This window comes from Pseudomonas sp. LBUM1658 (assembly GCF_059716055.1).
Window position 1 is genome coordinate 2,647,326 of record NZ_CP166798.1, and the last position, 23,857, is coordinate 2,671,182.

The following is a 23,857-nucleotide window of genomic DNA, read 5'->3' on the forward strand; positions in this document are numbered from 1 at the left end:
TCATGCCCTGGTGCTGTTCAGCCAGGGCCTTTTACACAACTTCGATCAACTCCAACCGGCACTGACAGGTGCACAGGAAGGCGAAGCCTTGCCTGCGTGCAATCAACAAAAACAATAAATAAGAGGTGGAAAATGAAACTGAATAGCCGTGTGATCCCGTGTCTCTCTGCTCAGCGAAAGTGGGCTATCTGGATTCAGTTCACCAGTGCCATGGCACTACTCAGCGCCTCTACAATGGCAGGCGCCAATGGCATTGCTCTAAACGAACAAAGTGCAAGCAGTGCGGGAACTGCTTATGCGGGAAGGTCGTCTTCCGCGCTGGACGCCAGCACTATCTTTGGAAATCCCGCAGGCTTGACCAAGTTGAAACGCAGTGAGATTTCCGGCGGGGCCGCGGTCGTCTCGGTGAGCGACGACATCAGTGATGCGCAAAGCAGTGTCGCAGGCACTAATAAAGGGGACTCGGTACCTTTGGGAGTCGTGCCCTTCGCTTATATGTCGACGCCACTTGATGATCGTTTTTCGATTGGTCTTGGCCTCTATGCGCCGAGTGGTCTGATCAATGATTACGAGAGCACTTTTCAGGGCCGCTACCATGGTTCCTATAGCACGACCAAGGAAATAACCCTGCAGCCCACCATTGCCTGGCGGATCAATGATTACGTGTCCATTGGTGGTGGACCGACCATCAACCATTTCAGTGCAAAGCTTCAGAATTACCTGGCCACCGGCGCCCTGAACAACGGTCAGGACACACTGGTCACCATCAAAGGCGATGACACGGCACTTGGCTACAACGTCGGTCTCTTGGTTGACTTGAGTGATGCAACTACTTGGGGGATTAACTATCACTCGAAGGTAGACTATGAACTCGAAGGGCATACTGAGGTTAACGGCTCCCCGAGCGTTATCCCGCTGGACGGAAAGTATGACAACAAGATAGACCTCACGATGCCCGAATCCGTGGACACGTCCATCACCCATCATTTCAATAGTCGCTGGACGGGATACCTGGGGGCCACCTGGACACGTTGGAGCCGGATCCAGAAGGTCGAGGCAGTCAACAGCGGTCTTTCCCCCATGGGCCAGGCGGCTGGTCTGGGACATGTGATCGAAGAAATGAACTGGCGCGACACTTGGAGCACCGCAGTTGGCGCCTCCTATCAATTGAACCAACAATGGCTGCTGCGCGCAGGCTACGCCTATGATCCTTCGCCAATCAGAAATGCCGACCGCAGCGTGCGCATTCCTGTTGGAAATCGCCAAGCCGTGACTTTGGGTGGTGCTTATTCGCCGAATTCCGATCTGACGATAGACTTTGCTTATGGTTATCTCTGGGATTCCAAAGTCTCAGTAAAGCAGTCGAACAACTCCGGTCTTCAACCGGAATACAGTGCCAATTACGAAAATAGTGCGAATGGATTTTCAGTGCAGGCAACCTATCGGTACTAATCGACACCATTCCCTTTTAAGGGAGCCCATTTTCGCAAGCCGTCCTGAAGGTTCACTTTTAATCGAAGGCAACTATCCCAACGGGGTCGTGATGCAGTTCCGCCGGTCAATCAGCACCCACTGCCGCGAACACTTTCGCGGTAATTGGTGGGTCGTCGGCGTTAACCCATTGGAGAATATGCTGTTCGATTTGCAGGTACCGTCACCTTCAATGAATCGCTTCATGATCGCCCCCTGCGAAAGATACTCAAGGGTAAGAGACGGTTGTTGGCCCAGCTTTGCCAGTCGTCACCGGCTGCTTTTGGCCGATTGCTGCCTCTCGCGAAGGGCCGCAATTGTTGAGCCCTTGCATTAGTCTAAATGCTGAAATTCCTTGACGATGAAGTCGATGAATGCACGCGTTTTCGCAGGCAAATGCAGTCGGGACGTATAAACGAGGTTGATTGCTAATCTGGGTAGGTTCCAGTCGGCTAAAACTGGAATCAATCGACCCGCAACAATATCGTCGTGTATCACATAAGTGGGCTGAGCAAGAACGCCTAATCCTTGCAGCGCTGCTGCCCGCAAGAGCTGACCATCGTTGGACTCAAGTGATGCTTTTGTCGAGATCGTGATGGACTCCTCCTCACGCTGGAAAACCATTTCATAAGGGGCGGTGGCGTAGGTGTAAAGCAAGAGTTGATGGTCAACCAATGCTTGAGGGTGCTCGGGAGAGCCGTGACGTCGCAAATAATCAGGCGACGCGGCAAGCGTGCGCCGTGTCTCAGTCAAGCGCCGAATCACCAGGCTCGTGTCAGGTTCACTTTCTCGTGTCCGAAGCGCCACATCAATGTTGTCGTCAATGATGTCGTAGTAGCGATTTTCAGCAACGATGTCCAAGCGAACATCAGGGTACTGCTGATTGAATTTCGGCAGCAGGGGCAATATGTGCTGTAGGCACAGCGATAAAGAGGCGGTAACGCGCAACACACCCATTGGATGGCTTTTGGTCGCGGACACGGCATCGGTGGCGCCTTGCATGGCCAGTAGTGCGGCCTTGGAATTGTTGTAGAAGTCCTTGCCGACCTCAGTGACAAATAATCGGCGTGTACTGCGCTCTATCAACCTCGCCCCTAGACGATCCTCCAGTGCCGCCAAGTGGCGGCTGGCAGCGGCATTAGACAGGTCCAGCGCCTCTGCTGCCTTGCTCAAGCTGCCCAGCTCTGTGACCTTTACAAACAGTTCATATTCGGTCCAGCGATCCATCAGCATTGTTCCATTGAGCGAAAATGTCATTTCCAGTTAAAGGCTTTTTCAATTTAATTGCTACCGTTAACCTAATTCTATCCCTTGCAGCAAAGATGTTCTGCGCTGAAGGAAACTCGATAGGTATTCAATTGAGTAATAATCTGGGTGTCGTAAAAAACTATTTTAAATTCTGCGTTGACGGAAAAGATGTGGATCGCGTGGCGGAATTTTTTGCGGATGATGTCGTTGTTCATAGACCGGACTGCATTGCGCCTATCGTTGGTGTAGGGCCTTTCAAGAAAGCGTTGCGACTGAATGTGACTGACAGATATGACTCTATACACACGACCTTCCAAAAGGAGGTTGTGGCGGGCGATATAGTGGTGGTGGCATTGAAGCATCAAACTAAGGGTTCTAATACTTGGCACGGGTTTGATGTTGCGGGCAAAGACTTGGCGTGGACCGCGTTAACTTACTTTCGATTTAATACTGAAGGGAAGATTGTCGAGGAGATTGTTGAGCGAAACGAATTATTCATGGCCAAGCAACTAGGTATTTTTGAATACGCTTAAGGTGCTTTTATTGTCTGGGCTTTGTTGTTACTAATAAGTCCGGGCAGTGTTTCAGTTTTTTGTGTCGTCCACATAAGGTTGCTATGGAATTCATTCGTCGCCGCATTGAAACTCAAGTCATGAGTTTGACGGGACTGTCTCTTGTCAAAATCGATCTGGAAAATCCCAAGGGTGACCCAGGTCTCTTCGGGCCGAATTCGATCTGTTGGCAGGTGCATGGGGACTACAGCAGTATGCTGATAGGTGGTATTAGTGCCCTTATGTTGCAAGCATTGCACCCGCTTGCGTTGGCAGGTATCTGGGATCACTCAACTTTTCGCGAGGATATGATTGGTCGTCTGCGGCGAACTGGATTATTTATTTCTGGAACCACCTTTGGCTCACGCCAGGATGCCGAGTGGCTGATCGAAAAAGTGCGCACCATTCATTTGCAGGTCACTGGCACGGCTCTTGATGGCCGGCCTTATGCAGCCAGTGACCCGGATTTGTTGACCTGGGTTCATGTTGGTGAGGTCAGTAGTTTTCTTTCGGCACACCTACGATATAAAAATCCACACTTGTCGTTGGATGATCAAGATCGTTACTACGATGAAGCTGCATCTATCGCGCAGCGTTTGGGCGCCCGTGAGGTGCCGCGCTCTAGACGGGAAATTTCAGACTACCTTGAGCGAATGCGGCCGCAGTTGCTCTGCGACAGTCGAAGTCGTGAAGTACTGGAGCTTTTGCTTGCCGCCCCGTCACCCAGTCGCCTGGCAAGACCGTTTGGCTCGTTGATGATGCAAGCAGGTATTGACCTTTTACCGCATTGGGCCAGCGAGATGTACTGCGCCTCCCAGAGCCCGCTGAAACGCAAACTGGTTCGTGCCAGCGCCAATAACATTTTGCCTGTGTTGCGTTGGGCTGTACGTAATTGTTCATTGCACCGCGCCAAGCGCCGTATGGGGCTGACTGAATAGCTCGAACCGGGCAGTCCACAGTTGAACGACAGTGTCTGGCCGTTCTCGGTTGATCACCGATATCACCTTTAAGTCGGTCAGGGATGGTCTCGTCAGTAAATGTCGGCGTGCCATCTACAGATTCGAAGGGCGAAGAGTGTCATCAACGGCGTGCCATGACGCAAAACGTTGCTGGTCACGTGCCCTATGCTCCCCCTCGGACGAACTTATGAAAAATAACCCTCACACGCGACTTGACCTTAGCGATATCCATTTTGCTGATTGGGTTGATCGCTGGTTGCCGAAGCCGTGGCGCCCATACGCGCGGCTTGCCAGGCTAGATCGGCCTGTAGGAACTTGGCTTACTCTTTTGCCATGCCTGGCAGGCCTTGCTCAGGCAGCACATGACATGCCAACAATTTTTCGCCTCGTCTTGTTTTCGCTCGGGGCGCTCATCATGAGAAGCGCGGGTTCTACCGCAAACGACATATCTGATCGCAATTTTGATGCGCATGTTGAGCGGACCCGTTTTCGGCCGCTTGCCAGCGGCCAGTTGCGGACACGTCATGCATTGGTGTTTCTTGTTGTGGAACTAGTCCTCGCGGCCACGCTCCTGGTCTTCCTGAACCCGCTTACACGGTGGCTTGCCGTAGCACTCCTTCCTCTGGTTTTTATCTATCCCCTATGCAAGCGATTTACGCACTGGCCCCAAGTAATTCTTGGCGCTGCATTCAATTGGGGGATGCTCATGGCGTGGTCAGATACCCAGGGTACCGTTCCTATTGGAGCTGTTGTAATGTGGCTAGGAGCTATTACCTGGCAAGTCGGGTACGACACAATCTATGCCTACGTCGATGCCGCAGACGATGCCCGTCTTAAACTACGCTCGACAGCGATTTTGTTCGGTGGCCGCGGCAGGGAATGGATAGCCGGCTTCTACATCGCGACAGCACTTCTCTGGTCTATAGGTGGTTGGCTGCTATCTATGTCATTCCCTTATTTTATCGGCATGTGTGCTATTGCTGTACATCTTGGATGGCAAGCGTGGCAAGTCGATATTGCTCGACCAGAACTCAATTTCAAACTTTTCCGAGCAAATATCTGGACAGGGCTGATTATCCTTTTTTCAAGCCTTGTTGGGATTTTGGATTTGTCATCAACATAAATGAATTGGCGGTATATGGGTATCAATCCTTCCTTAGGGGATTGCCAGGAAATGAAGGACTATCTTTAATTGCGATCAGCCTGAAAGCTCATTGCGTTTCAACTTCAACAGGATATTTGTATGCCGCTAACCACCTTGCTTCTGTTCATCATGATGAGTTCGGCCATCGTTGCCATACCTGGCCCAACCGTTCTGCTCGCTTTGCAGAATGGTTCAAATCATGGATTCAGGGCTGCGCTCTGGGGCATGGCCGGGGCAGTGCTGGCCGACGCCCTGCTGATCACCGCCGTGGCCTGTGGCTTGGGGCTGTTGCTGGCCGCGAGCGAGACGCTATTCCAGGCCTTGAAATGGATCGGCTCCGCTTATCTGATCTGGCTGGGTTGGCAGATGCTGCGTTCGCGCAATTTGCCGCTGTCCGCCGAGCAGCAGAATAAGAACACGGGTGCAGGCTCGGCGGGTATTTTTACCCGCAGTTTGCTGGTGGCGTTGTCCAATCCCAAGGCCTTGCTCTTTATGTCCGCGTTCCTGCCGCAGTTCGTCGACAGCACACAGCCGCAGCTACCTCAATATGCTTGCCTATTGATCGCTCTGTGCACCCTGAATATCGTCATTATGATGCTCTATGCCATGTGCGGTGCGCGCTTGCAGCGCCACCTGCAATCGAGACACCTGCGCAACTTCAATTGCATCACCGGCGGGCTACTGATGGGCATGGGGGCGCTGCTGGCCGCCTATCGCCCTTCACCGGCTCAATAACTTTTTACATGCGCAGGGCAGAAAGCGGCCGTTTGCGGATGAGTTCACTCATTTCATTCCTTTGGCCTCGAATAGCGCCACTAGCCATTCGACAAACACGCGGACCCTGGCGTTCAAATGTCTGTTTGGCGAGTAAACGATATAGATCGGATTGGGCTCAGGCGACCACTCTTCCAGCAGGGGTACTAGAGCCCCCGACTCCAAGTGTGGTTTGACGATGAAGGCCAGCGTCTGCATCACACCCAGCCCGGCGAGACCCGCCGCCAGATAGGCGTTCGAATCGTTCACTGCGACTAAATAGCGACCGTCGACGGTGATCCGTTCTTCCCCTTTGACAAATTCCACCGGCCGCCGCCTGTTTGAGCCTGCAAAGAAATAGCGAATGAGCTGGTGGTCGCTTTCCAGATCTGAGGGGTGAACGGGAGTGCCATTAGCGGCAAGGTAAGCAGGCGTTGCGCATGTCACGAAAGCAAGACTGCCAAGCTGGCGGGCTATCAATGAGGGATCGCTAATCGGCCCCCCTCTGATGACACAATCCACACGGTCGCCCAGTAGATCCACTGGCCTGTCGCTAACCCCAATATCGAGTTGCAGCTCCGGGTAGCGTGCCTGAAATTCCGCCAAGGCAGGTAACACCAGCCTGGTGGCCATTGTCGATCCCATGTCGACGCGCAAACGACCATGAGGCCGGGCTTGAGCACTCATCAGGTCCGATTCGGCCTCCTGCCACTGATCGAGGACTCGCACCATGCGTTCGTAATATGCGGTGCCGTCATTGGTCAGCGAAATACGTCGCGTGGTCCTGTTCAGCAATTTGACCCGCAGGTGCGCCTCCAACGATTGCAGGTGCTTGGTTACCGTATTGCGCGGCAAATCCAAGGTTTGTGCAGCTTTGACAAAGCTTCCGGCCTCAACAACCTGCAAGAAAACCCGAACAGCCATGAAGTAGTCCACGTCGTCTACTCGATTTGATTTTGCGCAAATTATCATCAAATCAGGAACACTGGTGTTGTTTTTACCCTGTTTATCCTGCTGAAGATTGCTTATAGATTGATTTCAACAAATCAAAGTCAGCCAATCCGGGTGGCAGGTTCAATGGGATGACAAAAATGACTCAGCATTTGAAAGGCAAAGTGGCGTTGGTAACGGGTGGTTCGCGCGGTATCGGTGCAGCCATCGCAAAACGCCTGGCAGCAGACGGTGCACATATCGCTTTCAGCTACGCAAAGTCATCTGATCAAGCCCACGCCGTCGTAGCGGAAATCGAGCGTCAAGGCGTCAAAGCGCTTTCGATTCAAGCAGACCAAGGTGATACCGCTCAGGTAGCTGCGTTGGTCAAACAGGTTCATGAGCACTTTGGCCGGCTGGATATCCTCGTGAACAGTGCCGGCGTATGCGTCACTGGCCCCCTAGGCACTCCGGACGCCGATGTCGCAGCGTTTGACCGTCAGCAAGCGATCAACGTAGGAGGGGTCGTAACGGCCGTACGCACTGCTGCGCCGCTGATGAGCGATGGGGGGCGAATTGTTTCTTTGGGGACAACCCTTGTCGATCATTTGCCAATCCAGGGCGCAGCCGATTACATCGCAACCAAGGCCGCTGTGGCTGCGTACACCCGAGGCTGGGCTCGCGATCTTGGTCCTCGCAACATCACCGTGAATATCATTCAGCCCGGATCAATCAATACCGACATGAACCCTGAAACATCGGATCATGCACCCTTCTTCGCCGGATTGGCCGCGCTGGGTCGTTACGGTCAGCCAGAGGACATTGCCGCCGCGGTGTCCTTCCTGACAGGCCCCGATGCTTCCTATATAACCGGTGCCTCGCTCAACGTTGATGGTGGCCAAAGCGCCTGATGACAGTCGAGAAGACCGCTAGCGGGCTTCTCATTTTTACCTCAACACTGGATCGCTTACACACCCTTCACCGCATACTTCCGGGTCAGTAGGATTTAAACCGTTGTTTCGGTTTCTTGTAATTGACTCATGCATTGCGCATAGGTTTTCACTGACGGCGATTTCTCGGCCTTCGCCAGTAGTACGGAGATGGCTTCCTTCATAGTTGTGCCTAGACGATTTTGCTAACTGGAAAATGCTACGAGTGAAATCGTTGCGATTTTGCGAGTATGGTCGCCAATCAGGAGGGGTCTTGAATGACCACTATTGGCCGTTTCTGCCTGTCACGAATGACCGACTTAAGTCGATTGCTGCCGATCACGACGGGCTGAAACCGACACATAGCAGGCGTTCAACTTCGTACCACGTCATCTCTATGAGGCTTCACTCAGTAAATGGAGACTCATTTATTTTGCGCACGAAAAAGCCCGGCTTGTTAGGCCGGGCTTTTCATTGAGTACTGCTGTAAAGACATTCATTCATGCAACGCGGTTTTCGATCAGGCGATCCGAACCACCTTCGGCGACGCGATTCTCGATCAGACGATCGGATCCACCTTCAGCGATGCGGTTTTCAATCAAACGATCCGAACCACCTTCGGCAACGCGATTCTCGATCAAACGATCCGAACCACCTTCAGCAACGCGACTTTCAATCAAACGATCCGAGCCGCCTTCAGCGACAACCGGGTGAGCAGAGGTAGCGGCGAAAGCGTTAACTGCAAAAACCGAGAAAGCGATGCTGAGGAGAGTTTGGCGTTTCATGATTGTGTGCTCCGGGGGTGTAATGGCTTGGTATGGAGCTGATGTTACGCCGCGGATTTTTTATGAGAACTTCATTGAGTTGATGGTGACTATTGATGCGGGTAATGGATGCGCAAGGTTCTACGCGGGTGATGGCAGGGGGATCGCGTTCAGGCTTCGCTGATTTTGCTGACGCTGGTGATCTGACCGTCCCAGATCATCTCGTAATGGGCTGTTTGAATAATTGATGAAACTGGTTTCAGGGTCATCAGCGCCCAGCAGTAACTGCCCTGCATACGCACAGAGTTATAGCGAAGACGTAGGTAAAAAGAATCTGTAGAGCAGGTTCGCCGCGACCAGTGGAGATCGTCAAGGCCAGAGTGAACGACTTGAGACGGTCAATGGCGATAGTCGCAAAGCCTGCCGTACTCCTCAGGTCATTTCGACTTCTTCGTCGGGTAGTTGCCGCGCAAGCCCCCGGACTTGTTGCCCGTTTTGCCGGGCAGGTCAGGCACTACCGGGCGGGATCTGGGCTGAGGGTTGGAGCGGCTACGGGGTTGAGGTTGTTTGCTCACTTTTCGCCTCCTGACTTTTCAAAATTTCGCGAAGCGGCCTCCTGATAAAGCTTAGCTACTTGGCGCTATGGGCTGCATCGTCCGGCACTTGGGGAATGTGCTGCACCCCCAAAACTGTTGGCCGGTTTTGCTGCCACTTTTGAATGTACGCACCACCAGCGCACTGCCGCAGCGCGGGCATTGGCGTAAGGCCGATGGATCGCTGCGCTGCTTTAGACGTTGCACATGCTCACGCCGGGTAGCGAGGGTCGGTGCCAGCCGACCTGCTTGCAAGGTATGCAGCATGGCCGTCACCTGTGCCTCGCTGAACACCGGTTGCTGGAAGGACTTGATGTAGCGGATCGAGCCCATGCCTTGGGTGACATTGGCCGGCATCTCGGACTTGAAGGTACTCTCGCCGACAAAGGCGATGACCGAGTGCACACACTCTGGGCCGATCCCCAGCACGGCTTGCAGTGCTTTCAAGTGCTTGTAGTTCTGGTGAATCGGGTTCTGGAATTTGGAACGCTTTTTGTAAAACTGTTGCGTCCACTGAGCCTGCTTTTCACCGCCGGCTTATGCGTATGAAACTGCTTCACTACGGACGTAGGCGCCGCTGGAATGAGGAGGACGCGGGCAAGATTGTCGCTTGAAAGTTGTGGCGCGAGGTAGGCGCCAAGATCGCAGCCTGCGGCAGCTCCTACAGGATCGGGTTTACACGCGGTCAATGTAGGAGCTGCCGCAGGCTGCGATCTTTTGACCTTAAGCGTTACCAGGACAGCTAAGGCACAAGATCGATTTCAGCGATCAGATGATCGACCGCCGTGAGCATGAACACGATGGTTGTTTCGGGTTCGTCGAGAGGGGAGATCGGACCAATGCCGGCGCGATGGAAGGAGGAGGTCAGTTTAATCTGATCCGTTGCACCTATCCTGACCTCACAAATAATCCTTCTCTGGTACAGATGGAACGTAATCGTCTTGTGCCAGGCCAGTCGCGAGCAGCAGGCCAATCAAAGATGCCAGTCCTGACGCCAACCAGGTCCAATGCCATCCCCCCGCCCAACCGGCCAACTTGGCCAGCAGTGGTGGCATTACAAACATGCCCATTGATGAAATCTGCTGCACCCAACCCACAGCCGTCGACACGGTTCGTTCACTGGGCGCAACGCTCACGGCGATCATGAATAGCGTCCCCGGGATTACGCCGCCGACGGCTGAAAAGACCAGTACGGCGCCATAACGCACGAACGGCATGCCTTGAGTGAACTGGCCAAACGCGAACAGCGTCATGATGGCCATGCAAATGTATCCGACCAACAACAGCCGCCTGGCACTGATACCCCGATGCAGCAACAGAGCTGCCGAGGTACTTCCGCTGATATTGACGAAGGCGGCCAGCGCCGTCAGCGCGCCTGCCATCGGCCCTGACAAACCGGTGTCGGCATAGATAGACGGCAGAAAGCCGATGACGGCAATCCACTGCCCCGAGTACATGGCAAAGGCGATACCTACACGCCAAGGGCCGCATGCCTTGAGGATTGTCCAGAGTCGATGCGTCCAGGCCTCACTGGCCGCTGCTGTCCACCGCGCAGAGGCACTCTCTGGTAACCGGCGCTGTCGATCGGATGGCACGGCTCGCACAAGCCAGATAATCATTGCGGCCGAACATATGGCCGGAACACCCCACCACCCTTGCCAGCCCATCGTTTCTATCAACGTGGGGCCGGCGATAAAAGCTATGGACGTACCAATCGCTACGTAGCATCCCCACAGCCCCAGATGTAAAGCCAGGCGCTCGCGAGAAACCAGTTGTCGTATCAATCCAGGGGTCGGCAATGTTGTGAGTAAGAAGCCTACGCCTTCCAAGGCTCGCAGCATCAGCAACTCATCAGGCTGCCGCGCACCCATACCAATGACACTGGCGAGGCACAGGATTGTCTGACCGCTAATGATACTTCTGCGAAGCCCCAGGCCATCGCTGAAGACACCGATCATGACGCCGGCAAGCATACCCGCCAGTTGCATCAGCGATAGCAGGAACCCTGCCTGTACCATCGTCAGGTTCAACGAGACCTGGAGAGCGGGAATGGCCGGGGAAACCTTGCCCAAGTGCAGGGCCGCGACCACGCCCGACAGGATGACGATGCAGGCCGGGGAAAAACTGATTTTCTGCATGATATCTCCACCGCGACAGCGCGCACGAGCATAGGCGCGGGGCACTTTGCGGATTGCGTTCCTACCGAGGCAGATCGCCTGGTTTGGTGGGAAAAGAGTGACGGACAAACTGAGTGGTTAGTTTGCCGACTGGAGCAGAAATTGGTTGATCAGTATTCCGTGGTGGTGCACTACTATGAAATCCTGAATTCACAAGTAGGCTTAAAATGGAAAAAACCATTCAGCTCGATAATCTGGATCGACGTATCCTTCGCACCTTACAGTCCGATGCAAGTCTCAATGGAGCAGCGCTGGCTGAAGCGGTATCCAGTTCGCCAGCCTCCTGCTGGCGAAGAGTCCGGGCATTGGAAGAGGCACGTATCCTGGGGGCTACCGTTCGCTTGATTGATCGACGGGCAGTCAATCGCGATGTCGATGTGATCTGCTCGCTGCGGCTCAAGTCCCACAGCGAGGAGGATGCCGAAGCCTTCGAACGCTTCGTTGCAGACCAGGAGAATATACTCGAGTGTTATACGGTATCGGGCGAATGGGATTACCTGCTTCGGGTCGTCGCGGCGGATATTCGAGACTACGAGCAATTCTTGATGCACACCCTGTTGCGACACTCAGCTGTCGCGAATGCCAGCTCACAGTTCGCGCTATCGCGGGTGAAGTACACCACTAGCGTGCCGGTCTGAACCCGATCACCATCGGCTGCACCCAAGGGCGCGCTAATTGATCTGCACGATGACCGGGCCTTCCGTGATGACCGGCGGGTTCGCATGGATATGCGAGGCGTTTTGCTGAATCCAGTCGCGCGCGATTTTCATGCTCTCATCGGTGCCGGCCTTGTCCGTGCAAACAGTCACCGACATCCCGCCATCTCCGAGAGGTAGCAGTGTGTAGCTTGCGAGGCCAGACACTTTGCGCAGGGCAGCTTCGACGTCGGCCTTTTGCTGTTCTAAAAGATCGAAAAGCTGTTTTGCGCCAGGACCCGAGTAGGTTCTTATGACCGCATACATAGTCGTCTCCTTAGTGAGTTACCGTCTTGATGCCAATCCAGATCAGCTGATGGCCGCTATCGTCCCGATCTGTTTAGCTTAGCCAAACGCCGGTGACAAGCGAAATGCAACGACCACCGGCAGGTCCTGGCACGCCCATCTCCCTCAAAGTGTCCGATGTATCACTCATCATCTCGTTGGAACTCCTTTAAAGGCTCTTCGTCATCTGAACTGAGGGGCATCTGCGGGTTTACCGCGGCGGACCACTTGGAATCTGTTTTTCATTAAGAAGTGAGGGACGAGATGAATACTCCAGACAGCAGGACCGGACAACCGTCCGCCCAGCAGAACCCGACACGGCCGGAGCAAACCTTTGAGCATTTGAAGGAGGAGGTTACCGAGACTCTAGGAGACGCACGGCAGCAGGCCGATGCGCAATTTGGCCAGTACCGTGACACCGCGGCCGACCAGATCGAGGCCCTGGCCAGAGGTGCCAAATCCCTGGTTTCGGAAATCGAAACCAATGACACGCTCGGTCTTTCCGACCACGTCGCCAATATGGCCGAGAACATGAGCGGGCTGGCTGCAAAGCTACGCAACAAAAGCGCCGAACAACTGCTGCATGACGGAGCAGACCTGGCTCGCAACAATCCGGCGTTGTTCATTGCCGGCAGCATCGCGGTGGGTTTTGGCCTGTCGCGGTTTTTGAAAGCCGGCAGTGCTGAAATTCGCACATCTGCCAACAGCGATCCGGCAGCCGGAAGCACCTCCATGCCTCCCTCCGGTGGTTTCGGCGCTCAGCGACCCTACGAAACTTCGGTCCCGAGCGGTGCCGGTCCTTCTTCAGAATCGGCTACAGGCGCCACGCCAGCCTCACCGAATGCCCAGGACTACCCTGGGGATTTCGCCCCAACCTCGAGACCTGACTCGAGCCACTTCAAAGGAGAACTGTGATGAACAGAGAAGAAATGGATAGGCCGCGCGCGCATCCGATACCGCCTGCCGACCACGACAGCTCGGTCATAGGTTTGCTGCGGCAATTGTCCCGGGAAGTGCCGGTGCTGTTCACCAAGGAACTGGCATTGGCCAAAGCTGAAATGCAGGCCAGCCTCACGACCTTGAAAGCGGCCATTGCAGGCATTGCCGGCGGAGCGATGGTGCTGCTTGCCGGGTTCGTCATCCTGTTGATGTCAGCCGTCTATGGCTTGAGCATCGTCATGGCCCCCTGGTTTGCTGCATTGATTGTCGGTGTGGTGGTGATGGTGGTCGGGTTCGTCATGTTGCAGGCGGGAAAAAAGCAATTCGAAGCATCCCACTTCAAGCCTGATCGCACCCTGGACGCCCTCAACAAGGACCAGGAAGCGTTGCGGAGGAAAGTGTCATGAATCGTGAACTGGAAATCGAGTCGGCGAAAAGTCCGGAAACCATCGAGCGCGAGATCGATGCGCAGCGGGCAAGCATTTCCCACATCGTCGATGAACTGGAAAGCAAATTCACGCCGGGGCAAATGTTCGACCAGGCGTTGAGCATGATGCAGAGCAACGGCACCACCTTCTTGAGCAACCTGGGCACCAGTGTTCGCAATAATCCGGTTCCCGCTGTGCTGACTTCGGTCGGGTTGCTGTGGTTGATGATGAGCCAGAATCGCCCGCCGCCACGCCCGGCCGATCGCTTCGACGCGGATGAGCACAGCTTCGGTGATATGGCCGACGGCCTGGCGGACGGCATCGATAGCGCCCGTGGCTATCTGCACAGCACCACCGACACACTCAAGGGCGGTTACCAGTCGTTCAAGGGCAAGGCCGCGAGCGTTGGCGACGATCTGAGCGCCGCCACCGACAACTTCGGCCACGTCGTTCACCACGCCAGTGACCGTTTGGTGCGCAACACGCAAGTGTTGAGCAACCAGTTCAGTCATCTGCTCAAGGAACAGCCGTTGATAGTCGCCGCTGCGGGTATCGCCCTGGGTGCCATGTTGGGAGCGGCGCTGCCCACCACGGCGGCTGAGCAACGCTACCTGGGCAAGACCAGTGCAAACCTGACCGGCAAGGTCAAACAACAAGCGCGGGAGGGCTTTGAGGCGGTACGCGATACAGTGACCAAAACCACCGAACATACAGGAGGCGTGACCGGAGTAGCGCAGCAGCCCACATCCGCAACGCCAGCTGACTTGTCGCAGGGATTGGGCACTTCTTGAAGACGCTGGAGCAAGGCGGGAGGTCTGGACGACATCCCGCCAACCCCACAAATCACTTCTTCGCCAGTGGATCTGGCTGCGGGTGCCAACCCAATTGCCCGGAAATCTGTTGAGTGGCCTCCATCAGTTTTTTCACGAAGTCCTGCTTGAGTTCTTCCCTGAAGCGAAAGCACGGGAAGGAAACACTCATGCCACCGATCACGTGACCAAAGCGGTCCCTGATGGGGGCTGCCAGGCAGCGCATGTTGTCTTCGAACTCTTCATGATCTTCGGCATAGCCCTGTTCTCGAACCACTTCCAGTTCTCGCAGGTACGACTCGATGCTGGTCAGGGTATTCGCAGTACGGCGCTCGAAGCTTTCTTCCTTTAGGTGCGCGAGCAACTCAGCTTCCTCGAGCCAGGCCATCAGCACCTTGCCGATGCCGGTGCAGTACAACGGCGCACGCCGCCCAATGCGCGAGTACATGCGCAGATTGTATTTTGAATCGATCTTGTGGACGTAAACGATGCTGCCTTCGTCGAGGATGCCCAGGTGAACAGTCTCGCCAGTCAGCTCATTGATCCGCCGCATACCTGGCTCTGCTTCCCGGACGATGTCCAGATGGGGCAGGGCCTGAGCCCCCAGTTCGAACAGCCGTACGCTGAGGCGATAACGATCCTCGGCATCCTGGACCACATAGCCCCGCGCCTTGAGTGACTGCAAAAAGCGATAAACCGTGCTTTTTGACATGTCCAGTTTGTGGGCGATTTCCGATACGCCGCTTTCTTCCGGATGCTCGGCCAGGGCCTCGAGTACGGCCATGGTCCGGCCTACGGCGGAGACCAGCTCATTGTTTTGGGTGACGCTGTTGTCCATGAAGGCTCCAACGGGAACGTAAAACCCAAGGATATACGCAAGCGGATCAAAACGCTGTTTCATTTTTCTTGACGGTCCGGGAAATCTGATTAAACTCGACCCTCAGAAGAAAATGAAACGCCGTTTTAAAAAGCGCGGATGGCTCTGCAGAACACGATGGTTCGTCTCTGCGTCCAAGCCTTGCGACGCATTCGAATAAAAACCAAAGGCGCGTAGTTATGAAGGTAACGCTTGGACATGGCCCGCAGACCGGCCTGGCCCGACCCCTGAAGGTGGCGCTGATAGGGGAGTGCATGATCGAGATGGGCGGTGAGCCCGGTACCGCGATCAGCCAGACCTTCGGCGGCGATACGCTCAACGCTGCGGTCTATCTCGCGCGATTGAGTTCGAACGCCGGGGTTGTCGTGGACTACGTGACGGCAGTGGGCGGTGATGCGTTCAGTGCTGCCATGCGTCAGATGTGGCGCAGCGAAGGGATCGGTGAGCAGCATGTGCGGGTGATCGAGGGGAGCCTGCCAGGGCTCTATTTCATCCAGACCGATTCGGTTGGCGAAAGACGCTTTCTCTATTGGCGCGGGGAAGCAGCGGCGCGGCGCATGTTCGATGGTCCTGAAGCTGATGCCGTCCTGAGTGCATTGGCGGACTACGACTATCTCTATGTGAGCGGCATCAGCCTGGCGATCCTGACGCCCACCGGGCGCGAGCACCTGATGCACGCCTTGAGCCTGGCCCGCCAATCGGGCACTCGAATTGTTTTTGACAACAACTACCGTCCCCACCTGTGGCCATCTCCAGAGACAGCCCGGCAGGCCTACCGCGACATGTTGCGCCAGACCGACCTCGCGCTGATCACCTGGGAAGACGACGCGGCCTTGTTCGGCTTTCTAGATACCGAAGCTTTGTTCAGTGTCTATGCCGAACTCGGCATCAGCGAAGTCGTCCTCAAGCGGGGCGCTGCGTCCTGTTTGATCCAATGCACCGCAGGCCGTTTCGAAGTGCCCGCGCAAAACGTTCGTCAGGTCGTCGACACGACCGCCGCGGGTGACTCGTTCAGCGCTGCTTACCTGGCGTGCCGCCTGCAAGGTGGCGAGCCGGAACTGGCGGCACGCTGGGGGCATCGTCTGGCCGCCGAGGTCATCCAGCATCGCGGTGCGTTAATTCCAACAAGTGCAATGCCGAGCATGAGCACTCCATCCTTTTCTTCTGCCTCACAGGTCTGACCTTATGAAAATCCGTGAAGCCCGCGTTATCGTCACCTGCCCGGGTCGAAACCTGATCACCTTGAAGATCGTCACCGATGAAGGGATCTACGGTATCGGCGATGCGACCTTGAATGGCCGTGAAATGGCGGTGGTCGCCTATCTTGAGGAACACGTTCTTGCGGCGCTGATCGGTCGCGATGCGCACTGTATCGAGGACATCTGGCAATACCTGTATCGCGGGGCGTACTGGCGCCGTGGCCCGGTGACCATGACCGCCATCGCCGCAGTGGACGTAGCGCTCTGGGATATCAAGGCCAAGGCCGCGAACATGCCGTTGTACCAATTGTTGGGCGGCAAGAGCCGCGAGCGGGTCATGGTCTACGGACATGCCACCGGCAAGGACATCGAAGGTTGCCTGGAAGAAGTCGCCCGCCATGTCGAACTGGGCTACAAGGCCGTGCGCGTGCAATGCGGGATCCCCGGCATTGCCACCACCTACGGCGTTGCCAAGCGCAGCGGCGAGCGGTATGAGCCGGCCGACAGCGACCTGCCCGCCGAACATGTCTGGGACACCGCCAAGTACCTCAACTACGTGCCCAAACTGTTCGCCGCCGTACGCGATCGTTTCGGCGATGACCTGCATATCCTCCACGATGTCCACCATCGCCTGACGCCGATCGAAGCGGGGCGCCTGGGCAAGGCGGTGGAGCCGTTCAACCTGTTCTGGCTCGAAGACTGTACGCCGGCCGAGAACCAGGAAGCCTTTCGCCTGATTCGCCAGCACACCACTACACCCTTGGCGGTCGGGGAGGTGTTCAACTCGATTCATGACTGTCGCGAGCTGATCCAGGAGCAGTTGATCGACTACATTCGCGCGACGCTGGTGCATGCCGGCGGTATCACTCATGTGCGGCGGATTGCCGACTTTGCAGCGCTTTACCAGGTGCGCACCGGCTTCCATGGCGCTACCGACCTGTCGCCAGTGACGATGGGCGCTGCACTGCATTTCGATATGTGGGTGCCGAACTTCGGCATCCAGGAACACATGCCTCACGACCCGCGCATCGACGAAGTCTTTCCCCACGCCTACCGCTTCGAGGACGGCCATTTCACGCCCGGCGATGTGCCAGGGCATGGCGTCGACATCGATGAAAGCCTGGCCGCGAAATATCCCTATAAACGCGCCAGCCTGCCGGTCAACCGTCTTGAGGACGGTACGCTCTGGCACTGGTAAGCGCCGTTCTGAAGCTTTCCACGACTGTTCAGCTGTTGAATAACTACAAGTACAAAAAACAGGACGCCGCGTCCTGACAGGAGTTATCCGATGAAAGCGTTCCAGGTAAGAGCACCCTTTGAATTCGGGCTGGCCCAGGTCGACCTGCCACTGGTTGCCCGCGGTGAGGTCAAGGTCGATGTGGCCTACGCCGGTATCTGCGGCTCAGACATGCACATCATCCATGGGCAGAACGCCTTTGTGCGCTTCCCCCGCGTGACCGGTCATGAGTTTTCCGGTGTTGTCCGGCAGGTAGGCGAGGGGGTCGAGCACCTGCAGGTCGACGACCGGGTGTGTATCGATCCGGTGATCAGCTGTGGCACCTGCTATCCCTGCCGGATCAATCGACCCAATGTCTGCACGCAACTGCAAGTGATTGGCGTGCATCGAGACGGCGGCTTCAGTGAGCAGGTCTGTGTTCCGGCGACCAATGCCCACCGCTTGCCTGACTCGATGTCGCTGAGCCACGCGGCGTTGGTGGAGCCTTATTCCATCGCCCTGAACGTGCTCGATCGCATGCAACCGCATCCCGGCGACAGCCTGTTGATCTACGGTGCTGGCGTGATCGGGCTGACCCTGGTGCAAATGGCCCGGGCGCTGGGGCTGACCGACATTACCGTCACCGACGTCATCGAAGCCCGACTGGACACCGCGCGGGCCCTGGGCGCGAGCCGGACCCTCAATGGCAAGGAGGTGGATGTCGAGGCGCAGATGCGCGAACTCACCCAGGGTGAAGGGGTGCCGTTGATCGTCGATGCCGCCTGCATTCCTGCTTTGATGCCGCAAATGGTGCGTCTGGCTTCGCCCGCGGGACGCATCGGGCTGCTCGGTTTCAATGCCATACCGAGTGATCTGGTGCAGCTGGAAGTGATCAAGAAGGAGTTGACGCTGGTCGGCTCGCGCCTCAATAACCGCAAATTCCCACGGGTGATCGAACTGATCGCCAGCGGCAAATTGCAAGTCCAGGACCTGATCAGCCATCGCGTTACGTTCGACGAAATGCCCGCCGCCATCGAGATGATCGAGAACCATCCCGAACAGACCCGCAAGGTATTGGTGGAACTGATGAGCGAGCTCAACTGAGAACCCGCGGCGCCTGCATGGGCCGCCGGGTTTTATCGTGCCCCTGGATGGGCACCCTCACCGAATAAACACAAAAAAGCGGGAGGTTTCAAATGTTTGGTCAAGGTCGTAGCTTAGTCATCATCATGCTGTTCCTGGCAGGTGTCATCAATTACCTGGATCGTTCGGCATTGTCTGTGGCGGCCCCTTTCATCCAGAAGGACTACGGTCTGAGTACGGGCGAAATGGGGATGATCTTCAGCAGCTTCTTCGTCGGTTATGCGGTGTTCAATTTCATCGGCGGCTGGGCTGCCGATCGCTACGGCGCAAAAACCACGCTGCTGCTGGCGATGGTGCTCTGGTCGCTGTTCAGCGGTCTGACCGTATTGACCATCGGCTTCACCTCGCTGGTGTTCATCCGGATCCTGTTCGGCATGGGCGAGGGCCCGCTGAGTGTCACTACCAGCAAGATGGTCAACAACTGGTACACACCCAAACGACGGGCGCGGGCGCTAGGCGCTTCGATGTCCGGGACGCCATTGGGCGGCGCGATTTCCGGTCCGGTGGTGGGATTTATCGCTATCAGTTACGGCTGGAAGATTTCCTTCATCATCATCATGGTGATTGGTCTGATCTGGGCAGCGGTGTGGTTCAAATTCGTCAAGGATAAGCCCCAGGGCAAGGCGGCCGAGGACATTCTGCTGGCAGAGGGCGAGAGCGAAATGGCTGCCCAAGCCGTTCAACCGCTGCGCTACTACCTCAAACAACCCACGGTGCTGTTCACCTCATTAGCGTTCTTTTCCTATAACTACACGCTGTTCTTCTTTCTGACCTGGTTCCCCAGCTACCTGACCATGGCCCACGGCCTGAACGTCAAAGACATGAGCATTGCCACCGTCATTCCCTGGCTGCTGGGTTTCCTTGGCCTGGCCCTGGGTGGCTTCATCTCCGACTTTGTGTTCAAGAAAACCGGCCGAATGATGTTCTCGCGCAAGGTCGTACTGGTGACCTGCCTGCTCGCCTGCGCAGGCTGCATCGGTTTCGCCGGAATAGTGAAAACCCTGTATCCGGCAGTCATCCTGGTGGCCCTGGCGGTGTTCTTCCTCTACCTCACCGGCGCTATCTACTGGGCAATCATTCAGGACACCGTACCCGCCGCCCGCGTCGGTGGAGTCAGTGGCTTCATGCATTTTCTGGCTAATACGTCGGGCATTATCGGGCCGACCTTGACCGGGTTTATCGTCCAGTTCACCGGCTCGTTCACCAGCGCCTTCCTGTTGGCGGGGCTATTGACCGTGATCGGTGCTGCGTGTGTGGCACGTTTCGTCAAGCCACTGGCGGTAGCCGACGTAGCCTCGTCGCCAACTGCCAGCATCCAGCCAAGTCCGGCTCTGAATCATCCCTAGAAGAAGGAGAGCGCCAATGTCCGTTATTCAGCGTATTCCTTCGACAGGTCCAGCACCCGGGATCGGTATCGTGCATCTGGGCCTGGGGGCGTTTCACCGCGCCCATCAGGCGGTTTATCTGCAACGCAACCTGGCCCGCCATGGTGGCGGTGACTGGGGGCTGTGCAGCGCCAACCTTCGTTCCAATCGCGCACTGGTCGATCAATTGCGCAATCAGGAGGGTCGCTACCATGTGGCGGAATATCGCGACCGCGAGCAGGTGGTTCTGCGTGAAATCACCGTGTTGCGCGAGGTTTTGTACGTCGGTGACGGCGGCGATGAACTTGCACTTTTATTGCAGCGCATGGCCCATCCACAAACGCGGATCGTGACCCTGACCGTCACCGAGAAAGGCTATTACCTGAGCCCGACCACGGGGCAGTTGCGCACTGAAGACCCGGCCATTGCCCATGATATCGCTCATCCTCAAACACCACGTACAGCCCCTGGCATTGTCCTGGAAGCGCTGCGTCGCCGACGCGCCGAAGGCATTGCGGCGTTCACGGTGCTGTGCTGTGACAACATGCCGGACAACGGCCAGCGAACCCGACAGGCCGTCAGAGCATTGGCGGCCGCGCAGGATGCGCAGCTGGCAAAATGGATCGACGAGCAGGTGGCGTTTCCCGGCTCTATGGTCGATCGAATCGTTCCGGCGATGGATGCTACCGCGTTCACTCGACTGGACGAACAGCTCGACTGTCAGGACCGCGCAGCGGTGGAGTCTGAAAGCTTCAGTCAATGGGTGATCGAGGATCATTTCCCGCTCGGGCGTCCGGACTGGGAGGAAGAGGGCGTGCAGATGGTTCGCGACGTCCGGCCGTTCGAGACCATGAAGCTGCGCATGCTCAATGGAAGCCATTCGTTGCTGGCCTACATCGGTTTACTGGCCGGTCATGAGACGGTGTTCGAGGCGATCGGCGACGCCGATCTCGCACGCTTCATCCACCGCTACATGGCCGAGGAAGCCGCTCCCACTCTGAACATGCCCGAAGGTATCGACCTGGCACTGTATGCCCGCGAACTCTGCGCTCGTTTTGCCAATGACAGCCTGCAACATCGCCTGCGGCAGATCGCCATGGATGGTTCGCAGAAATTGCCGCAGCGCTGGCTGCTCGGCGCACAACAGTTGCTTGACGACGGTCGCAGCATTGCCTGCACCGCGCTGGGTGTCGCGGCCTGGATTCATTATTGCGGGCACCATTCGCCTGGGAGTACGACGCCTGTTATCGACGACCCCTTGCGTGCGACCTTCGCCGATCTCGCTGCCCGGCTGCACGGCGCGCAGTTGGTGGAGGCCTTTCTCGACCTGAGCGAAGTCTTCCCCACGGCGTTAGCTGACCGCAGCCAGTTCCGCGACGCCGTGCAGCAGGCCTACAGCACCCTCGGTCGCGACGGAATTCGAAGCCATCTGAAAACCTTTCCACAACAAGATAACCAAGAAGGAAAATGACATGGAACATACCTGGCGTTGGTTTGGCCCGAAGGACCCGATCTCTCTGGCGGACATTCGACAAACCGGTGCGACGGGCATTGTCACTGCCTTGCACGACATTCCCAATGGCCAGGTCTGGCCAGTGGAGGCCATCGAGGCTCGCAAACAGTTGATCGAAGCCGCCGGGCTGAGCTGGTCGGTGGTTGAGAGTATTCCTGTCCATGAAGACATCAAGCGCGGTTGTGGTCGGCGTGACGAGTACATCGCCAACTATCGGCAAAGCCTGCGCAACCTGGCGACCTGCGGCATTGATATCGTCTGCTACAACTTCATGCCGATTCTCGACTGGACCCGTACCGATCTGGCCTGGGAACTCGACGATGGCGGATGGGCGCTGCGTTTCGATCAAACCGCATTCGCCGCGTTCGACCTGTTCATCCTGCAGCGCCCTGGGGCGGAAGATGAGTACAGCGCCGACGATATCCAACAGGCCAAGGCCTACTTCGAGCAACTGACGCCGTCCCGGAGCGAGGCGTTGGTCAATACCTTGATTGCCGGCTTGCCGGGCGCCGAAGAGCATTACAGCCTGGATGACTTTCGGGCCTTGCTGCGGACCTACGCCGACATCGATGAGACCCGTTTGCGTGAACACCTGGGGCACTTTCTGCGCGAGGTGATTCCGCTCGCCGAAGAAGTCGGTGTGCGCATGGCGATTCACCCGGACGACCCGCCTCGCGCATTGCTTGGCCTGCCGCGAATTCTCTCCACCGCCGATGACGCCCAATGGTTGCTGGATGCCGCGCCCAGTCCAGCCAATGGCCTGACATTCTGTACCGGCTCCTACGGCGTGCGCGCGGATAACGATCTGGTGGCGATGGCCAAGCGTTTTGCGCCGTCCATCTACTTCACCCATCTGCGTTCAACCCGCCGGGAAGCCGATCCGCGCAGCTTTCATGAAGCCCATCATCTGGACGGGGACGTCGATATGGTTGGCGTGATCAGCGCCTTGGTCGATGAGGAGTACAGGCGTGAACGCGAAGGTGGCCCACGCTTGCCATTGCGTCCGGATCACGGGCATCAACTGCTTGATGATCAGCAGCGCAAAAGCAATCCCGGCTACTCCTTGATCGGTCGCCTCAAGGGGCTGGCTGAAATAAGGGGCGTCGAGTTAGCCGTGCGGCATCAGCGCAGCTGATCGCTGCGAACCGATCAGGGTACCGCTGTGGCGAGGGAGCTTGCTCCCGCTGGGCTGCGCAGCAGCCCTGAAACAGGTCGCAGAGTTCTCTCTGAAAGACCGCAGTAGCCTTATTGGGGCCGCTGCGCGACCCAGCGGGAGCAAGCTCCCTCGCCACACACTCGACCGTGCCAGTCAGCTTGAAAGAATCAAGCTTCACGGCCATGGGCGGTGGCGGCCAATTGCCCGGTATCTACCCGAACAAAAATCGAGTCGCCAATAGCGGTGAGCACATCGCCGGCATACACCTCGCAGATAACACGGCTCTTGCGTCCTACCTCACCCTCGACCTTGGCACGCAAGGTCAGAGGCACGCCCATCGGTGTCGGCTTGATGAACTTGATGCCGAGGTTGCCAGTGACGCAGTCGATGCGCGGAAGGCTGCCCACCTCGCGGTTTCCCGCACGGTAGTGGTACGCCATGGCAGTCCAGTTCGAATGGCAATCAACCAGCATCGCGATCAGCCCGCCGTAGACCAGATCCGGCCAGCCGCAATACTTGGTCTCAGGCAGATGCTCGGCCACGACATGCACGCCATCCTCATGCCAGTGGCTCTTGATGTGCAGCCCGTGTGGATTACGGCTGCCGCAGCCATAACAGACGCCTTCAGGCGCGGCGATGTCTTGCAGGGAGCTGTCATTCATGGCTATTCCTTTTTATTCTTGAAAATACTAACCAGGTCTGGCCGCTTACACGG

General features: G+C 56.6%; 23 protein-coding genes and 3 pseudogenes. 16 read left to right on the plus strand and 10 right to left on the minus strand.

Going from position 1 to position 23,857, the window contains the following annotated elements; translation table 11 throughout:
* Positions 1-132 precede the first annotated feature (132 nt).
* Positions 133-1,452: an outer membrane protein transport protein gene (locus ACA064_RS12210; protein WP_497673571.1), complete on the plus strand. Its 1,320-nt coding sequence runs from the start codon at positions 133-135 to the stop codon at positions 1,450-1,452.
* Positions 1,453-1,803: 351 nt separating this feature from the next.
* On the opposite strand, the gene ACA064_RS12215 is transcribed toward ACA064_RS12210, so the two are convergent.
* Positions 1,804-2,697 carry a LysR family transcriptional regulator gene (locus ACA064_RS12215; protein ID WP_497673572.1) on the minus strand — a complete coding sequence of 298 codons (894 nt, stop codon included), beginning with the start codon at positions 2,695-2,697 and terminating at the stop codon, positions 1,804-1,806.
* Positions 2,698-2,720: 23 nt separating this feature from the next.
* Between ACA064_RS12215 and ACA064_RS12220 the strand changes: the two genes are divergently transcribed.
* The 4 genes from ACA064_RS12220 to ACA064_RS12235 all read left to right on the plus strand — a co-directional run bounded on the left by ACA064_RS12220 (position 2,721) and on the right by ACA064_RS12235 (position 6,107).
* On the plus strand, positions 2,721-3,251 hold the full coding sequence (locus ACA064_RS12220; protein WP_497673573.1) for an ester cyclase: 531 nt from the start codon (positions 2,721-2,723) through the stop codon (positions 3,249-3,251).
* Positions 3,252-3,334: 83 nt separating this feature from the next.
* Entirely contained in the window at positions 3,335-4,207 is an 873-nt protein-coding gene (locus ACA064_RS12225) for an oxygenase MpaB family protein (protein ID WP_497673574.1), read from the plus strand.
* Between the two features lie 208 nt (positions 4,208-4,415).
* Entirely contained in the window at positions 4,416-5,351 is a 936-nt protein-coding gene (ubiA, locus tag ACA064_RS12230) for a 4-hydroxybenzoate octaprenyltransferase (protein WP_497673575.1), read from the plus strand.
* Between the two features lie 120 nt (positions 5,352-5,471).
* Positions 5,472-6,107, plus strand: a complete 636-nt coding sequence (locus ACA064_RS12235; protein WP_497673576.1) for a LysE family translocator — start codon at positions 5,472-5,474, stop codon at positions 6,105-6,107.
* 48 nt (positions 6,108-6,155) lie between these two features.
* On the opposite strand, the gene ACA064_RS12240 is transcribed toward ACA064_RS12235, so the two are convergent.
* Positions 6,156-7,061: a LysR family transcriptional regulator gene (locus tag ACA064_RS12240; RefSeq protein WP_497673577.1), complete on the minus strand. Its 906-nt coding sequence runs from the start codon at positions 7,059-7,061 to the stop codon at positions 6,156-6,158.
* Between the two features lie 155 nt (positions 7,062-7,216).
* On the opposite strand from ACA064_RS12240, the gene ACA064_RS12245 reads away from it, so the two are divergent.
* On the plus strand, positions 7,217-7,966 hold the full coding sequence (locus tag ACA064_RS12245; protein ID WP_497674234.1) for an SDR family NAD(P)-dependent oxidoreductase: 750 nt from the start codon (positions 7,217-7,219) through the stop codon (positions 7,964-7,966).
* Between the two features lie 521 nt (positions 7,967-8,487).
* Here the strand turns inward: ACA064_RS12245 and ACA064_RS12250 are convergent.
* From ACA064_RS12250 to ACA064_RS12270, 5 genes and pseudogenes are all read right to left on the minus strand, one after another.
* Positions 8,488-8,769: pseudogene (locus ACA064_RS12250) on the minus strand (hypothetical protein); the annotation flags it as partial.
* A 149-nt stretch (positions 8,770-8,918) separates the two neighbouring features.
* Positions 8,919-9,065, minus strand: a pseudogene (locus tag ACA064_RS12255) (RES domain-containing protein); the annotation flags it as partial.
* A gap of 120 nt (positions 9,066-9,185) precedes the next feature.
* Positions 9,186-9,323: a hypothetical protein gene (locus tag ACA064_RS12260; protein ID WP_191624371.1), complete on the minus strand. Its 138-nt coding sequence runs from the start codon at positions 9,321-9,323 to the stop codon at positions 9,186-9,188.
* 51 nt (positions 9,324-9,374) lie between these two features.
* Positions 9,375-9,875 (minus strand): annotated as a pseudogene (locus ACA064_RS12265) (nuclease-related domain-containing protein); the annotation flags it as partial.
* A 365-nt stretch (positions 9,876-10,240) separates the two neighbouring features.
* Complete coding sequence (locus tag ACA064_RS12270) at positions 10,241-11,479, minus strand: MFS transporter (protein WP_497673578.1); 1,239 nt, start codon at positions 11,477-11,479, stop codon at positions 10,241-10,243.
* A gap of 206 nt (positions 11,480-11,685) precedes the next feature.
* Between ACA064_RS12270 and ACA064_RS12275 the strand changes: the two genes are divergently transcribed.
* Positions 11,686-12,156 carry an Lrp/AsnC family transcriptional regulator gene (locus ACA064_RS12275; RefSeq protein WP_497673579.1) on the plus strand — a complete coding sequence of 157 codons (471 nt, stop codon included), beginning with the start codon at positions 11,686-11,688 and terminating at the stop codon, positions 12,154-12,156.
* A 33-nt stretch (positions 12,157-12,189) separates the two neighbouring features.
* Here ACA064_RS12275 and ACA064_RS12280 read toward each other — a convergent pair whose 3' ends face one another.
* Positions 12,190-12,480, minus strand: a complete 291-nt coding sequence (locus tag ACA064_RS12280; RefSeq protein ID WP_497673580.1) for a hypothetical protein — start codon at positions 12,478-12,480, stop codon at positions 12,190-12,192.
* Positions 12,481-12,762: 282 nt separating this feature from the next.
* Here ACA064_RS12280 and ACA064_RS12285 point away from each other — a divergent pair, with 282 nt between their 5' ends.
* From ACA064_RS12285 to ACA064_RS12295, 3 genes are read left to right on the plus strand one after another with little or no spacing between them, the layout of a single operon-like run.
* Positions 12,763-13,413 (plus strand): hypothetical protein, encoded by a 651-nt coding sequence (locus tag ACA064_RS12285; protein ID WP_497673581.1) that lies wholly within the window; start codon positions 12,763-12,765, stop codon positions 13,411-13,413.
* Positions 13,413-13,844 carry a phage holin family protein gene (locus tag ACA064_RS12290; protein WP_497673582.1) on the plus strand — a complete coding sequence of 144 codons (432 nt, stop codon included), beginning with the start codon at positions 13,413-13,415 and terminating at the stop codon, positions 13,842-13,844. Before ACA064_RS12285 ends, ACA064_RS12290 begins: the two co-directional genes overlap by 1 nt.
* Positions 13,841-14,656, plus strand: a complete 816-nt coding sequence (locus ACA064_RS12295) for a DUF3618 domain-containing protein (protein WP_497673583.1) — start codon at positions 13,841-13,843, stop codon at positions 14,654-14,656. Before ACA064_RS12290 ends, ACA064_RS12295 begins: the two co-directional genes overlap by 4 nt.
* Before the next feature lie 52 nt (positions 14,657-14,708).
* On the opposite strand, the gene kdgR is transcribed toward ACA064_RS12295, so the two are convergent.
* Positions 14,709-15,512, minus strand: a complete 804-nt coding sequence (gene kdgR / locus ACA064_RS12300) for a DNA-binding transcriptional regulator KdgR (RefSeq protein WP_497673584.1) — start codon at positions 15,510-15,512, stop codon at positions 14,709-14,711.
* 218 nt (positions 15,513-15,730) lie between these two features.
* Between kdgR and ACA064_RS12305 the strand changes: the two genes are divergently transcribed.
* The 6 genes from ACA064_RS12305 (at position 15,731) to uxuA (ending at position 23,121) form a co-directional block, all read left to right on the plus strand.
* Positions 15,731-16,732 (plus strand): sugar kinase, encoded by a 1,002-nt coding sequence (locus ACA064_RS12305; RefSeq protein WP_497673585.1) that lies wholly within the window; start codon positions 15,731-15,733, stop codon positions 16,730-16,732.
* Between the two features lie 4 nt (positions 16,733-16,736).
* On the plus strand, positions 16,737-17,948 hold the full coding sequence (manD, locus tag ACA064_RS12310) for a D-mannonate dehydratase ManD (protein WP_497673586.1): 1,212 nt from the start codon (positions 16,737-16,739) through the stop codon (positions 17,946-17,948).
* A gap of 90 nt (positions 17,949-18,038) precedes the next feature.
* Complete coding sequence (locus tag ACA064_RS12315) at positions 18,039-19,070, plus strand: Zn-dependent oxidoreductase (RefSeq protein WP_497673587.1); 1,032 nt, start codon at positions 18,039-18,041, stop codon at positions 19,068-19,070.
* A gap of 92 nt (positions 19,071-19,162) precedes the next feature.
* Positions 19,163-20,455, plus strand: coding sequence for an MFS transporter (locus ACA064_RS12320; RefSeq protein WP_497673588.1), 1,293 nt, complete (start codon positions 19,163-19,165; stop codon positions 20,453-20,455).
* A 16-nt stretch (positions 20,456-20,471) separates the two neighbouring features.
* Positions 20,472-21,944, plus strand: coding sequence for a mannitol dehydrogenase family protein (locus ACA064_RS12325; protein ID WP_497673589.1), 1,473 nt, complete (start codon positions 20,472-20,474; stop codon positions 21,942-21,944).
* Between the two features lies 1 nt (position 21,945).
* Positions 21,946-23,121, plus strand: a complete 1,176-nt coding sequence (gene uxuA, locus ACA064_RS12330) for a mannonate dehydratase (protein WP_497673590.1) — start codon at positions 21,946-21,948, stop codon at positions 23,119-23,121.
* A 188-nt stretch (positions 23,122-23,309) separates the two neighbouring features.
* On the opposite strand, the gene ACA064_RS12335 is transcribed toward uxuA, so the two are convergent.
* Entirely contained in the window at positions 23,310-23,804 is a 495-nt protein-coding gene (locus ACA064_RS12335; protein WP_497673591.1) for a PaaI family thioesterase, read from the minus strand.
* Positions 23,805-23,857: the final 53 nt, after the last annotated feature.

Excerpts from the sequence above, each read along its gene's own strand:
- ACA064_RS12210 (WP_497673571.1), top strand. The coding sequence starts at position 133 with ATGAAACTGAATAGCCGTGTGATCCCGTGTCTCTCTGCTCAGCGAAAG.
- ACA064_RS12215 (WP_497673572.1), bottom strand. The coding sequence starts at position 2,697 with ATGGATCGCTGGACCGAATATGAACTGTTTGTAAAGGTCACAGAGCTG.
- ACA064_RS12220 (WP_497673573.1), top strand. The coding sequence starts at position 2,721 with ATGTCATTTCCAGTTAAAGGCTTTTTCAATTTAATTGCTACCGTTAAC.
- ACA064_RS12225 (WP_497673574.1), top strand. The coding sequence starts at position 3,335 with ATGGAATTCATTCGTCGCCGCATTGAAACTCAAGTCATGAGTTTGACG.
- ubiA (WP_497673575.1), top strand. The coding sequence starts at position 4,416 with ATGAAAAATAACCCTCACACGCGACTTGACCTTAGCGATATCCATTTT.
- ACA064_RS12235 (WP_497673576.1), top strand. The coding sequence starts at position 5,472 with ATGCCGCTAACCACCTTGCTTCTGTTCATCATGATGAGTTCGGCCATC.
- ACA064_RS12245 (WP_497674234.1), top strand. The coding sequence starts at position 7,217 with ATGACTCAGCATTTGAAAGGCAAAGTGGCGTTGGTAACGGGTGGTTCG.
- ACA064_RS12270 (WP_497673578.1), bottom strand. The coding sequence starts at position 11,479 with ATGCAGAAAATCAGTTTTTCCCCGGCCTGCATCGTCATCCTGTCGGGC.
- ACA064_RS12275 (WP_497673579.1), top strand. The coding sequence starts at position 11,686 with ATGGAAAAAACCATTCAGCTCGATAATCTGGATCGACGTATCCTTCGC.
- ACA064_RS12280 (WP_497673580.1), bottom strand. The coding sequence starts at position 12,480 with ATGTATGCGGTCATAAGAACCTACTCGGGTCCTGGCGCAAAACAGCTT.
- ACA064_RS12285 (WP_497673581.1), top strand. The coding sequence starts at position 12,763 with ATGAATACTCCAGACAGCAGGACCGGACAACCGTCCGCCCAGCAGAAC.
- ACA064_RS12290 (WP_497673582.1), top strand. The coding sequence starts at position 13,413 with ATGAACAGAGAAGAAATGGATAGGCCGCGCGCGCATCCGATACCGCCT.
- ACA064_RS12295 (WP_497673583.1), top strand. The coding sequence starts at position 13,841 with ATGAATCGTGAACTGGAAATCGAGTCGGCGAAAAGTCCGGAAACCATC.
- kdgR (WP_497673584.1), bottom strand. The coding sequence starts at position 15,512 with ATGGACAACAGCGTCACCCAAAACAATGAGCTGGTCTCCGCCGTAGGC.
- ACA064_RS12305 (WP_497673585.1), top strand. The coding sequence starts at position 15,731 with ATGAAGGTAACGCTTGGACATGGCCCGCAGACCGGCCTGGCCCGACCC.
- manD (WP_497673586.1), top strand. The coding sequence starts at position 16,737 with ATGAAAATCCGTGAAGCCCGCGTTATCGTCACCTGCCCGGGTCGAAAC.
- ACA064_RS12315 (WP_497673587.1), top strand. The coding sequence starts at position 18,039 with ATGAAAGCGTTCCAGGTAAGAGCACCCTTTGAATTCGGGCTGGCCCAG.
- ACA064_RS12320 (WP_497673588.1), top strand. The coding sequence starts at position 19,163 with ATGTTTGGTCAAGGTCGTAGCTTAGTCATCATCATGCTGTTCCTGGCA.
- ACA064_RS12325 (WP_497673589.1), top strand. The coding sequence starts at position 20,472 with ATGTCCGTTATTCAGCGTATTCCTTCGACAGGTCCAGCACCCGGGATC.
- uxuA (WP_497673590.1), top strand. The coding sequence starts at position 21,946 with ATGGAACATACCTGGCGTTGGTTTGGCCCGAAGGACCCGATCTCTCTG.
- ACA064_RS12335 (WP_497673591.1), bottom strand. The coding sequence starts at position 23,804 with ATGAATGACAGCTCCCTGCAAGACATCGCCGCGCCTGAAGGCGTCTGT.